The sequence below is a fragment of the Acinetobacter terrae genome (genome assembly GCF_013004375.1).
Taxonomy (GTDB): Bacteria; Pseudomonadota; Gammaproteobacteria; order Pseudomonadales; family Moraxellaceae; genus Acinetobacter; species Acinetobacter terrae.
The window spans coordinates 165234-178347 of the sequence record NZ_JABERI010000007.1; the positions used below are offsets into that span (position 1 = coordinate 165234).

Annotated in this window: 14 protein-coding genes; 2 read left to right on the forward strand and 12 right to left on the reverse strand. The window is 40.7% G+C overall.

From position 1 onward, the window contains the following. The first annotated feature begins 16 nt into the window (after window positions 1-16). On the forward strand, window positions 17-718 hold the full coding sequence (locus HLH14_RS04590; protein WP_067725029.1) for a DUF1003 domain-containing protein: 702 nt from the start codon (window positions 17-19) through the stop codon (window positions 716-718). 227 nt (window positions 719-945) lie between these two features. Here the strand turns inward: HLH14_RS04590 and sthA are convergent, their stop codons facing one another. After that, a complete protein-coding gene (gene sthA / locus HLH14_RS04595) occupies window positions 946-2358 on the reverse strand; it encodes a Si-specific NAD(P)(+) transhydrogenase (RefSeq protein WP_067725027.1) in 1413 nt (470 codons plus the stop codon). 215 nt (window positions 2359-2573) lie between these two features. Between sthA and lipA the strand changes: the two genes are divergently transcribed. Then, on the forward strand, window positions 2574-3587 hold the full coding sequence (gene lipA / locus HLH14_RS04600; RefSeq protein ID WP_067725025.1) for a lipoyl synthase: 1014 nt from the start codon (window positions 2574-2576) through the stop codon (window positions 3585-3587). 151 nt (window positions 3588-3738) lie between these two features. On the opposite strand, the gene HLH14_RS04605 is transcribed toward lipA, so the two are convergent. From HLH14_RS04605 to HLH14_RS04655, 11 genes are all read right to left on the reverse strand, one after another. Continuing rightward, window positions 3739-4392: a MiaE family protein gene (locus HLH14_RS04605; protein ID WP_067725023.1), complete on the reverse strand. Its 654-nt coding sequence runs from the start codon at window positions 4390-4392 to the stop codon at window positions 3739-3741. Between the two features lie 12 nt (window positions 4393-4404). After that, complete coding sequence (gene pdxJ / locus HLH14_RS04610; RefSeq protein ID WP_067725021.1) at window positions 4405-5130, reverse strand: pyridoxine 5'-phosphate synthase; 726 nt, start codon at window positions 5128-5130, stop codon at window positions 4405-4407. Window positions 5131-5156: 26 nt separating this feature from the next. After that, window positions 5157-5867 (reverse strand): DNA repair protein RecO, encoded by a 711-nt coding sequence (recO, locus tag HLH14_RS04615; RefSeq protein WP_067725019.1) that lies wholly within the window; start codon window positions 5865-5867, stop codon window positions 5157-5159. Window positions 5868-5878: 11 nt separating this feature from the next. After that, complete coding sequence (locus HLH14_RS04620) at window positions 5879-6070, reverse strand: NF038104 family lipoprotein (RefSeq protein ID WP_067725017.1); 192 nt, start codon at window positions 6068-6070, stop codon at window positions 5879-5881. A gap of 37 nt (window positions 6071-6107) precedes the next feature. Continuing rightward, entirely contained in the window at window positions 6108-7136 is a 1029-nt protein-coding gene (gene era / locus HLH14_RS04625; RefSeq protein ID WP_067725015.1) for a GTPase Era, read from the reverse strand. A 5-nt stretch (window positions 7137-7141) separates the two neighbouring features. Continuing rightward, the gene (rnc, locus tag HLH14_RS04630; protein WP_067725013.1) at window positions 7142-7834 is read right to left on the reverse strand and encodes a ribonuclease III; all 693 of its coding nucleotides are present in this window, start codon (window positions 7832-7834) and stop codon (window positions 7142-7144) included. Continuing rightward, a complete protein-coding gene (locus tag HLH14_RS04635) occupies window positions 7806-8180 on the reverse strand; it encodes a DUF4845 domain-containing protein (RefSeq protein WP_067725011.1) in 375 nt (124 codons plus the stop codon). The genes rnc and HLH14_RS04635 overlap by 29 nt, the downstream gene beginning before the upstream one ends. Window positions 8181-8201: 21 nt before the next feature. Then, a complete protein-coding gene (lepB, locus tag HLH14_RS04640; RefSeq protein WP_067725009.1) occupies window positions 8202-9029 on the reverse strand; it encodes a signal peptidase I in 828 nt (275 codons plus the stop codon). 21 nt (window positions 9030-9050) lie between these two features. Beyond that, a complete protein-coding gene (lepA, locus tag HLH14_RS04645) occupies window positions 9051-10868 on the reverse strand; it encodes a translation elongation factor 4 (RefSeq protein WP_067725007.1) in 1818 nt (605 codons plus the stop codon). Window positions 10869-11127: 259 nt separating this feature from the next. Then, window positions 11128-11583, reverse strand: a complete 456-nt coding sequence (locus HLH14_RS04650) for an acyl-CoA thioesterase (RefSeq protein WP_171532763.1) — start codon at window positions 11581-11583, stop codon at window positions 11128-11130. 137 nt (window positions 11584-11720) lie between these two features. After that, window positions 11721-13103 (reverse strand): Do family serine endopeptidase, encoded by a 1383-nt coding sequence (locus HLH14_RS04655; RefSeq protein WP_067725253.1) that lies wholly within the window; start codon window positions 13101-13103, stop codon window positions 11721-11723. Window positions 13104-13114: the final 11 nt, after the last annotated feature.

A 13114-nucleotide genomic window follows, 5' to 3' on the forward strand; every position in this document is an offset into this window, starting at 1 on the left:
AGAAAAGAGCACGATCATGAATGAAAAAAATGCATCTTATAAATGTATAGTTTGTGGAAAACATTTCCCGATAAAAAGTCTCATCCCGATGGGTACAGTACGCAAAGTCATTACAGAAGCCATTTCACAGGATTTTCCAGAATGGTCACCTCATAGTTATATTTGTCAGGCAGATTTAACCAAGTATCGAATTCAGTATGTTCATTCATTGTTAAAGTCTGAAAAAGGTGAAGTGACTGATCTTGAGTATGAAGTGATTAACAGCATGCAACAGCATGAACTCATCACAAAAAATGTTGAAACCAAACTAGACCAAAACTGGACTTTTGGCGAAAGACTGGCAGATAAAATTGCATCTTTTGGTGGAAGTTGGGCCTTTCTGATTTGTTTTGCTATTTTTTTAGCCATCTGGATTATTGTGAATACTGTGGTTATGATCTCACATCCTGCTGATCCTTATCCTTTTATCCTGTTAAATTTAATCCTGTCCTGTATAGCGGCTATTCAAGCACCGGTGATTATGATGAGCCAAAATAGACAAGAAGCAAAAGATAGATTGCGTTCACAAAATGATTATCAAATTAACTTAAAAGCCGAGCTGGAAATTCAACATTTGCATGAAAAATTAGATCATCTTTTAATGCATCAGTGGGATAGACTGGCTGAAATACAAGAAATACAACTCGAGTTACTCTCTGAAATGAGTAAAAAACATTAAAAATTTATGGATGTTCTCATTCACATTCAACAACTCAGAAAACTGGAATGAGTTAATTGCCCAAATGGTTATCGCAAAAAATACAGCCTACAGATTTGATGAAATCTAAAGATGAACTCTACTTCAGAATGCTCATTTTATCCTTGTCAAAATTTCACATTATTCTGTGCATAAAAAACCCGTAAGCCTTCGCTTACGGGTTTTTCAATCTAAGACTTAAATCAAGCTTAGAATAAACGGTTCATACCATTCAATGTTGCTACGCGGTACGCTTCCGCCATGGTCGGATAGTTAAAGGTGGTTTCAACAAAGTATTTAATCGTGTTGTGACCACTATTCATCACCGCTTGACCAATGTGAATAATTTCTGAAGCATTGTTACCGAAACAATGGACACCCAAAATTTCCAGCGTGTCACGATGGAATAGAATCTTCAATTCACCCACGGTGTCACCGGTAATTTGTGCACGCGCCAAATGACGGAAAGATGCTTGCCCTACTTCGTAAGGAATTTTATCTTCAGTCAATTCTTGTTCAGTCTTACCAATCGATGAAATTTCCGGAATGGTATAAATACCTGTCGGAATATCCTTAACCGGTGCAACATGTTCACCGCTCATGTTTGAACCTGCACAACGACCTTGGTCATAAGCAGCAGAAGCAAGTGATGGCCAGCCAATCACGTCACCGGCAGCGTAGATGTTTTCTACTTCAGTCTGGTATTGATCATTTACGGTTAACTGACCACGACTGTTGGGTTGAATACCCACATTCTCAAGGCCTAAACCATCAGTATTACCCGAACGGCCGTTACACCATAAAATGGCATCCGCTTTAATTTTCTTACCACTTTGTAAATGCATCACCACGTGATCATCGAAGGTTTCAAGATGATCCAGTTGTTCGTTATGACGGATCAATACCCCCTGTTCACGCAAACGGTAAGACAAGGCATCAGAAATTTCGTCATCTAAATAGCTGAGTAATTTGTGCTGTGTATTGATCAAATCAACTTTATGGTCCAGACCAATGAAGATTGACGCATATTCACAACCAATGACACCTGCACCATAAATGATGATTTTCTGGATTGAAAAATCAAGATCCAAAATTTTGTCTGAATCAAATACACGTGGATGATTAAAATCAAGCGCTGCTGGACGGTACGGACGCGAACCTGTCGCAATCACCAACTGTTGGAAAACAATAGTTTCTTTAATCCCATCATCACTGAAAATCAGTACTGTATTTTTATCCTGGATGTATGCACGACCATGATAAATATCAATTTTATTGCGATCGTAAAAACGCGAATGCGTTTCAACCTGTTGCTGAATCACTTTATGTGCATTACGCAATACTTGTTTCATGGTGAACTGTTTCCAGTCGCCCACTTTCTGGAACATTGGGTCACGTTGGTAACGTAAAATGCTCGATACTGTTTGACGTAATGCTTTACTTGGAATAGTACCTACATGAGTACAGTTACCGCCTAACTGCTCACGCATATCAATGATTGCAACACGCTTGCCTGATTTGGCAAGTTTCATTGCTGCGCCTTCACCAGCTGGGCCTGAACCGAGAACTACCGCGTCGTATTTAACGAAAGTTCCACTAACGACCTCTTTTTTACGTGGCATTCAACGCTCCTTTAATCAAAATCTATCTTTAATCAATCTAAGTTATATTATGACGTAATTCCCATGCATTTGGTGTATTTAGCTGACATATATTGAGTGATAACAACATTTTTTAAATGAATATCGTTTTTGCCCTATTTGAGCCTAAATTCGCTATAATACAGGGGCTATTATGTCTCGCATCTCCCCCGTCAAAAACAGTGGAAAAGTTGAATATGTCTGAAAACCGTAAACCAGAACAGGGTGTCAAACTTCGTGGCGCAGAGAAGGTCGCTCGTATTCCTGTAAAAGTTGTACCTACGGTTGAAACGCCACGCAAACCGGATTGGATTCGCGTCAAAATGGCGGCTCCTGATGAAGTTCAACGGATTAAAACCACATTACGCGCACAAAAATTACATACAGTTTGTGAAGAAGCAGCTTGTCCTAACCTGCCGGAATGTTTCGGTGGCGGTACAGCAACCTTTATGATTATGGGCGATATCTGTACCCGTCGCTGCCCATTCTGTGATGTTGCACATGGTCGCCCAAATGCACTTGATCCAGATGAACCCCGTCATATGGCAGAAACCATTGCCAATCTTGGTTTGAAATATGCAGTCATCACCTCGGTTGACCGTGATGACCTTCGAGATGGTGGTGCGCAGCACTTTGTAGACTGTATTAAAGAAGCACGTGATTTAAGTCCAAAAACATTACTTGAAATTCTAGTTCCAGATTTCCGTGGTCGTATGGATGTGGCTTTACGTATTATGACGGAATGCCCGCCAGACGTATTCAACCACAACATTGAAACAGTGCCGCGCTTGTATAAAGCAATGCGTCCGGGTTCTGATTATCAGCACTCATTAGACCTGCTTAAAATGTTTAAAGAGTACTGCCCTGACATTCCGACCAAATGTGGATTGATGGTTGGTTTGGGTGAAACTGAAGAAGAAGTACTGGCATTGCTTGATGATCTTCGCGCACATGACGTGGATTACATCACCATCGGTCAGTATTTACAGCCTTCTAAGCAGCACGCACCGATTGACCGCTTCGTAACACCGGAAGAATTTGAACGCTACACTGCACATGGTCAAAAGCTCGGTTTCAGAAACATTTGGGCTGCACCGATGGTTCGTTCAAGCTACTTTGCTGACCGTCAATATTATGGCGAACCTGTTCCAGCAGTACGTCGTAAAGCCGATCCTGCCAAGAAAATTGCCGTACAAACCATTGAAGCTTAATTTATTCTAAATAAAAATCAGCCTGATTTAATGATGCCAATCTAATCCATTTAGGTTGGCATTTTTTTAAGATTTCAAAAATAATCCGATATAAAAAATCCCCTATTCAAATAGAGGATTTTTTAAAGAATTATAGATAAAAAGCTATAGATTAAGCCGCTTTACTCGGCACACCGCTATGGAAACGGAATAAATCATCCGGAGTTAAAATCAGGTTTTTTTCAACTTCACGAAAGTGCGCAATACGCTGCTGAATATCTTCTTTAGGATTTTTTAACTTTGACGTTTGAGCGACATCCAATGCCAATGCCAAATAATCCTCAAAGTGACGAGATTCAGACTTGAGAAGATAACGGTAGTATCGACCCAAGTCTTCATCTACAAGCGGTGCGAGCGCATAGAAACGCTCACATGAACGCGCTTCTACAAAAGCACCAATCACCATAATGTCGATTAAAGCTTCAGGCTCATAAGTACGGACTTCTTTACGCAATCCACCTGCATAACGACCTGCACTAATCGATTGCCATTCCTGCCCACGTTTGGTCATCAGTTCAAGCACTTGTTCATAGTGCAACATTTCTTCACGCACCAACTGTGCCAGTTTAACCTGTAAATCTGTAAAGAACGTGTAGCGAAACATCAGGTTCATGGCCGTACCTGCTGCTTTCTTTTCACAATTGGCATGATCTTGCATGAGTAACTCTAAGTTATTCATTGCTTCATCCAACCATGCTTTCGGCGTTTCACATCCCAAGAAGCCAAGAACTGGCTTCATCAGATCATCATAATTTATTAACGACATAATTCTAAAAACTTATCTTGCTGATTTAATGACAGCTTTCATTTGTTGAACGGCTTGAGCTAAACCCACAAACACAGCATCGGCAATAATGGAATGACCAATATTGAGTTCATGAATTTGCGGAATTTGAGCAATTGGCGTGACATTTTCAAGGTTTAAACCATGTCCTGCATTCACCAACAAACCTTTAGCGGCTGCATATTCTGCACCTTGAACAATACGCTCAAGTTCGTGCTGTTGTGCTTCTGCTGTTTTTGCATCTGCATAGGCACCAGTATGAATTTCAATGGTCGGAGCACCACAGGCAATTGCGGCATCAATTTGTGCGATATCAGCATCAATAAACAAAGACACTTCACAACCAATCGCAGTTAAGGCTTGAGTGGCTGCTTTAACCTCTTCAAAATGTCCTAAAACATCCAGACCACCTTCAGTGGTCACTTCCTGACGTTTTTCTGGAACGAAGCAAACATGCTGCGGCTTGATTTCTTTGGCGAATTCAACCATTTCAGCGGTCACAGCCATTTCCAGATTCATATGCGTTTTCAATAACGGACGCATACGCCGTACATCATCATCCTGAATATGGCGACGGTCTTCACGTAAATGCAGGGTAATCCCTTCTGCACCGGCTTGTTCACAAATCAATGCAGCATTGACTGGATCTGGATATGTGGTTCCGCGCGCCTGTCGCAATGTCGCCACATGGTCAATATTTACACCAAGCAATGCAGCCATAACAATTTCCTAACCATGATTAAAAATTAAGATTTAGATTGAGTATTTTGAACCCACAATTGACGGCTTTTAAGCGGTCGCTCTCCCAACAGAGAGGTGATCATCTGCCGATACAGTTGCGCCAACAATTGTAACTGCTCCGGGTTAAAATCCCTACCCTTTTCATAATCACGCATTGCCAGAATGTGCTGTCCCGATAAAGTTGAGCGTGACTGTTGTGCGGTGGGAATAAAACCTTCATTGAGCTGAAAAAAATAGTGTTGTATTGCTTGAATCTCGTGCTGCTGAGCATCAGTACTAAAGTCGAGTGCATAGCCAAGCTCTTCTAAAAGTGCATGTTCAAACTGACGCAAAATTTGTCTTAGAAAAAGATGAGGATTTTCGTGTTGTGCCAATTGTTGCAGTTGTTGTAAGGTCTGATGATATTGCACAAAGGTCTGTGGCATTTCGACTTCAACTGGGCACAAACGAAGAATAAGTTCATTTAAATAAAAGCCGGAAAAGAAGGCATCGCCAAAGAAAAAAACCGGCTGATTGACGATTTCCAGTTTAGTAAAATTTTTAAGATCCGATTTTCCAGAAGCTTGTAAGCAAATCGGTTGGTATTGCGGAGGTGGCGTTTGTCTTAAGATTCCATCAACGCGACCATGCTCCTGCGTAAACAGATACACGATATGACTGCGCTCACGGTATTTACGATGATGGATTAAATAGCCATGCAATTCTTCATTTCGCATGAATAATGAATCTAGTCTTTTTTCTTTTTAGAGTCTGTTTCTTCATCATCCCCATCAGGAATGACCGCACCCACGACGGCAGCAGTGCCTTTAACCACGCCCTTCGTGGTTTTATAAGCCACTTTTACAGGGACAGTGACAAGTTTATGAATACAGCCTTGCAGAAATAAAACACATGCTACAACTGCCAATACTTTGATCATCACTATTCCCTATAAAAGAGTTACTTATGAAAATGGTTTAGATATCGCTATAACCTAAACTTTTCAATGCACGTTCGTCATCCGACCAACCGCCTTTCACTTTAACCCAAAGTGTCAGCATGATCTTTTGTTCAAACATTTTTTCCATATCAGCACGCGCATCCATACCGATTTTTTTCAGCTTCGCGCCTTTTTCACCAATCACAATGGCTTTTTGGCCTTGGCGATCAACAAAAATAGTCGCATCGATATAGGTACATGCTGGTTTTGGACGACCAGTTTTTTCATGAACAGTCGCTTCTTCAGTCTTGAACGACTCAATCTGCACTGTTAAATCATACGGCAGTTCCTCACCTAACTGACGCATGATCTTTTCACGAATCACTTCAGATGCAAGGAAGCGCTCTGAACGGTCGGTAATTTGATCCAATGCATACAAAGGTGGCTGAAATGGTAAATAGTTTTCAATCGTGTCACGCAAATGATCAAGATTTGAGGCACGCAAAGCCGAAACAGGAACAATTTCTGCGAAATTCATCAACTTCGCTCGCTCTTGAATCAATGGCAAGGCACTGTTTTTATTTTCAAAAGTATCAATTTTATTGATCACTAAAATCACGGGCATTTCTGCATTTTTAAGTTTCTCCAAAACCAGTTCATCGTTTTGAGTCCACTTTTGAGCATCAACCACAAATAGCACCAAGTTCACATCACGTAGTGCAGAAGATGCCGCACGGTTCATCATTTTATTGATGGCACGGACTTCTTTTTTGTGCATCCCTGGCGTATCTACAAAGACTGCCTGAGACTTTTCACGCGTATCAATACCGACAATCTTATGACGAGTCGTTTGCGGCTTACGTGAAGTAATGGAAAGTTTTTGACCTAAAATATGGTTCATTAACGTAGATTTACCCACGTTTGGACGCCCAACAATGGCTACAAATCCACTTTTAAAATCTGCAGGAATAGTTGTGCCTTGTGAACTGAAAAAATCATTAATCAGGTCGTTGCCGTTGCTTTGCGGCTCGTGATCAGCATCGATGTGATCAGAATGTGTAGTCATGCAGATTACTGCTCCAATTGTTTTAAAATATCTGCCGCTACTGCTTGCTCAGCAAAGCGACGGCTGGATCCTTCACCATACAATACAGGCAAACCCTCGATAATACATTCCACTTTGAAATGCTGATTCGGGGCATCGCCTTGAATATCCACAACATCGTAAATAGGGAGAGGCTTTTTACGGGCTTGTAAATATTCCTGTAAGCGTGATTTAGGATCTTTGAGTTGGTCTGTAGGCTCAATATGGTCTAAATATGGTAAATACCATTTCAGTACGATTTCTTGCAAGACTTTTAAATCATTGCAGTCGACATAAATTGCACCAATAATCGCTTCTACAGTATCAGCAAGAATAGATTCTCGATGATGTCCACCTGATTTCAACTCACCTGTGCTTAAGATTAAACACGGACCAAGTTTCAAATCGTTTGCAATTTTGCCTAATGCTTCTTGACGAACCAATGTGGCACGCATACGCGTTAAACGCCCTTCATTTTCATGAGGGTAGGCTTGATACAAATAATGGGCAATGATCATCCCTAACAATGAATCGCCTAAAAACTCTAGACGCTCATAGTTAGATTTATGACTTACCGAGCGGTGTGTCAGTGCAAGCTGCAATAATTCAGGCTGTTTGAACTGATAACCGATACGGCTGACTAAGTGCATATCACTTAGTTTGGACTGACCTTTGATCAAAACTTTTCTCGAACTTTAACACTAAATCTATATTGAGTAAGAACGGCTTTCTTATCTCATAATCTTTTTTCACTTGCAGACCATCGGTATTGATGACTTGAGCAACATCTTTAAACTTGATGTCACGTATACCATTCATATCGAAACGCTGCCCCATCTGTTTCTCAAATTCAGAAGGTGCAATGTTTTTTGGACTACTTTGCATTAACTCCGTAATCTGATTATCGATCAGTCGATCATCTACATACGGTCCCCAAACAGCAATAACAATTTTCACTAAAAAAGCAAAACCAATGATTGCAATTAAAATTGCAATATAGGATGCCCCTTGTTGATTTTTACGCATTTTTTATTTTTCCAATCATGCTTAATCAATTTTACCGTTACGATTAAATGACGGCAATTTAAAACCAGGCTCTTTATGCATCCAGATATAGAACGCACGACCTGTTAAGTTTTCCTCTGGTACAAAGCCCCAAAAACGACTGTCAGCACTTTGATCACGATTATCCCCCATCGCGAAGTAATGACCTTGTGGAACTTTGACTTCCCAATATAAACCATTTTCAGCCGAGTATTTACCATTTTCAACATAATTAATAAACGGTGCTTGGCGTGCAACATTTACACCGTCAAGCTCACGCATTTTAAAGCTATGTTTACCCAATGTTTCTTGATGATAAATTGACGTTGGTGTATCTAAAATGTCTTTTTCACGGCTAAATTCAACTGGAACCTTAGCGACCTTATTCCCGTTAATCGAAAGCTGACCATGATCATAAACAATATGATCACCCGGCAAACCAACTACACGTTTAATATAACTAATGGTCGGTTGGGGTGGATAACGGAATACAATTACATCACCGCGTTCTGGTTCACCCACGTCAATCACTTTAGTATTTACTATAGGTAAACGTATTCCATAGTTAAATTTATTCACCAGAATAAAATCACCGGTTTCTAATGTCGGCACCATCGAATCTGATGGAATATTAAAAGGCTCATATAAAAATGAACGCAGGACCAGGACAACTGCCAACACCGGCCAAAAGTCATAAGCCCATGTAATAATGAAATTTTCATTATCCTTGCCTAGAGTTTGTCTTTGTTTAAAGACAAACTTATCCAACAACCACACCAAAAAGAAAATTAATGTGGCTGGTACAAGGATTAAATTAAAATCAAAATCCATGGGCTTATATCCTCAATCTTATTATCTTTCTACTTTCAATACAGCCAGGAACGCTTCTTGCGGGATTTCAACACTACCCACTTGCTTCATGCGTTTCTTACCTTCTTTTTGCTTGGATAGAAGTTTCTTCTTACGTGAAACGTCACCACCATAACATTTAGCCAATACGTTTTTACGCATTGCTTTTACAGTTGAGCGCGCAATAATTTGTGCACCAATTGCAGCTTGAATGGCCACATCAAACATCTGACGTGGAATCAGCTCTTTCATTTTCTCAACCAATGCAATACCACGGTGACGCGCATCATTACGATGAACAATCATCGCCAATGCATCAACTTTTTCACCATTGATCAGGACATCAACTTTCACAAGCGACGAACTTTCAAAACGGACAAAGTTGTAATCGAGCGAGGCAAAACCACGTGAACATGATTTCAATTTATCAAAGAAATCCATCACCACTTCAGCTAGAGGAATTTCAAAAGTCAATGAAACTTGCTTACCCAAGAACTTCATTTCTTTTTGAACACCACGGCGTTCAACACATAATGTCATGACGTTACCCAAGTATTCTTGAGGAACCAAGATATGACATTCAGCAATCGGTTCACGTAAATCTTCGACCGTTGAACCATCCGGCATTTTCGACGGACTGTCGATGTAAATGGTTTCGCCATTTTTCATTAGCGATTCATAAACTACAGTCGGTGCGGAGCTGATGAGATCTAAATCATATTCACGCTCTAAACGCTCTTGCACAATTTCCATGTGCAGCATACCCAAGAAGCCACAACGGAAACCAAAACCTAAGGCATCGGAGCTTTCTGGTTCAAAGAACAATGCTGAATCATTAATTTGTAATTTATGTAGCGCTTCACGGAACGGTTCAAAATCACTGGCATCAATTGGGAACAGACCTGCATAGACCTGCGGTTTAACCTTTTTAAAGCCCGGCAATACAGCAACATCTGGTGTAGCCGCTAAAGTAATGGTATCGCCCACTGGCGCGCCAAAAATATCTTTAATCCCGGCAATCACAAAGCCCACTTCACCGGCTTCTAATTCACCTGTTTCAGTGTGTTTAGGGTTAAAAATACCCACTGAGGTCACGATGTGGGTTTGACCTGTGGATTTCACCAGCATCTTGTCGCCCTTACGGATACGACCATGTTTGATACGAACCAGCGAGACAACGCCTAAATAGTTATCGAACCAAGAATCGACAATCAAGGCTTGTAAAGCAGCATCCCGATCACCCACTGGCGGTGGAATCACATTGACCAGTGTTTCTAAAACACCTTCAACGCCTAAGCCAGTTTTTGCAGAACATGTGGGTGCTTCTGTCGCCTCAATTCCGATAATATCTTCAATTTCTTGAACGACACGCTCAGGTTCAGCTTGAGGTAAATCAATCTTGTTTAAAACAGGAAGAACTTCAAGACCTTGTTCAAGGGCGGTATAACAGTTCGCTACCGATTGAGCTTCTACACCTTGTGCCGCATCCACAACCAATAAAGCTCCTTCACAGGCTGCTAGCGAGCGTGATACTTCATAGGAAAAGTCAACGTGTCCTGGAGTATCAATAAAGTTAAGTTGATATTCTTGACCATTTGGATGGGTGTAATACAAGGTTACTGACGTAGCTTTAATGGTAATTCCGCGTTCGCGCTCAATGTCCATAGAGTCAAGGACTTGTGCTTGCATTTCGCGAGCTTGCAGACCACCACAGGTTTGAATGAATCGATCGGCAAGCGTCGACTTACCATGATCGATATGTGCAATAATCGAAAAATTTCGTATATTATTGATATTAACTGACTTTTTAGCAACTGCCATAAACTACTCTAAATCAAAACACACAATCACATACTCGAACAAACAAAGTATTTATGACGTGCAAAAAAGGATATTCCGAAGATGTTGCACAGTATAAGCAGTAGATAGTTAAAAATACAGAGAGCTTTTAAAAATAGTCGGTTTCTTCTGCAAAACTTTGCTATAAATCTTCCTCACTCAAGTATTGATATATGAATGTAATGACAGCAATTAAATAAGATCTTTTAAGCCATAGTCGACAGGTAGATATGTATCAATATTAACCCTTTGAAATAATATTAGTGAAATCCAGCGGATTAATATCTGCTGCTATCGGTTGATAAGCCTGGGTAAACGTTGGTGACATGCGTTTTGGTCGACCTGTTGCAATTTCGATACATGCCCATTTGGTATTTCCTGTAAATAAAATACTTTGATCTTGAGGACGATAGAAGACGTATTGACGGAAAGAATAGAGTGCATTGAGATCATTCAACCAGGTACGCAAGATAATTTTTTCGCCCTCAAATGCAGCTTTACGATATTGCACATGATGCTCAATCGCCACCATCGCATGTTTCAGTTCAAGATACTCCTTAAGTCCCAAACCCAAGGCTTCAATATGTGCAGTAGCAACTTCCTGTATCCATTGCATATACACCACATTATTCACATGTCCCAAACTGTCAATATGATCTGCTTGAACGGTCATTTCTAAATCAAAAACTGTGTTCATATATTGTTTAAACCCTTACTCTTTGCAAAAATTTCGTTCAAGGAAACACAGTCTACGTAATTTTAAGATCGAGTAAAATTGCAAAATATAAAAAAACCACTCATTTTCAGAGTGGTTTTGCTGTTCATTTATCAAGCTTATTCAATACGCATGCCCAAAATTGCGCGTTGATCTTGACGAATAACCGAAACACGTGCAATTGAACCTTTTTTCAACTCAGACACAGATTTAATAAAATCATTACTATTCAAAATGGTTTTATTATTGATTTGAGTAATGATATCGCCTGCAGCCATACGTGCCTGTGCAGCAATACCGCCTCGCTTCACTTCCTCTACCAAAATACCGCCTTTAATATCCAGCTGTGCTTGTTCAGCAGCGGTTAGGTTACGAATGCTAACGCCTATAACAGGACCTTTTTGCTCAGCAGTTTGTTCCACTTTTGCCGGGGTGTCATCTGGAGCCGTCGTCACGGTCGCCGAGATATTACGGGTTTTATCATCGCGTAAAACTTGCAGCTGAATCACTTGATTAGGCGTAGTCCGGTTTAAATAATTCAACAAATCAGAAGTTCTTGAAATGGGTGAGCCATTATATTTCAAGATTACATCGCCCGACTTAAAGCCGGCTTTGGCTGCAGGTGAATTTGGCGCCACCTGCGTCACCAGTGCACCTTCAGGTTTGGACAGGTGATAAGATTCTGCAAGGGTACGATCAATATCTTGCAGCATTATGCCTAAGTATGAACGCGTCACCTTACCATTCTTTTTCAACTGATCTGCCACATCCATTGCCACATCAATCGGAATAGAGAATGACAAGCCCATATATCCGCCAGTACCACTAAAGATCCGTGAGTTCACCCCAACCACTTCACCATTTTGATTAAACAGTGGACCACCCGAATTCCCGGGATTCAAAGCCACATCGGTTTGAATAAATGGAACTGAAGTTTCACCCATCATGTTGCGCATTTTCGCGCTGACAATACCGGCTGATGCAGAATAGTCAAAGCCAAACGGTGAACCAATCGCCAGTACCGGCTCTCCCACTCGGAGTCGATCGACATTACCGGTACGTAATTCAGGGAAATTCGAGCCATTGACTTTTAGAAGCGCAACATCGGTACGCTCATCACTTCCAATCACAGTCGCATCAATTTCACGGCGATCGTTCAGCATGATTGTGACTTTAGAAGCATCTTCTACCACATGATGATTCGTTAAAAGGTAACCATCTTTACTGATAAAGAATGCGCTGCCATAACCGGTTTTTTCTTGTGGTACTTGTTGCTGAGGAATAATTACTCGATTACCAAAGAAACGTTTTAATATTTCAGGAACTTGCTGCTGCAGCAATTCTTGTTCTGTCATTTTTTTAACGACATTTACACTGACAACTGCCGGACTGACTTGTTCTACCAGATTGGAAAAGTCTACTGACGATGCTGCTTGTGTTTGCGCTGCAGCTATCGTAAATACCGCAGCATAAATTCCTTTTTGTACATAGCGATTTTTCATATCAAGCATTC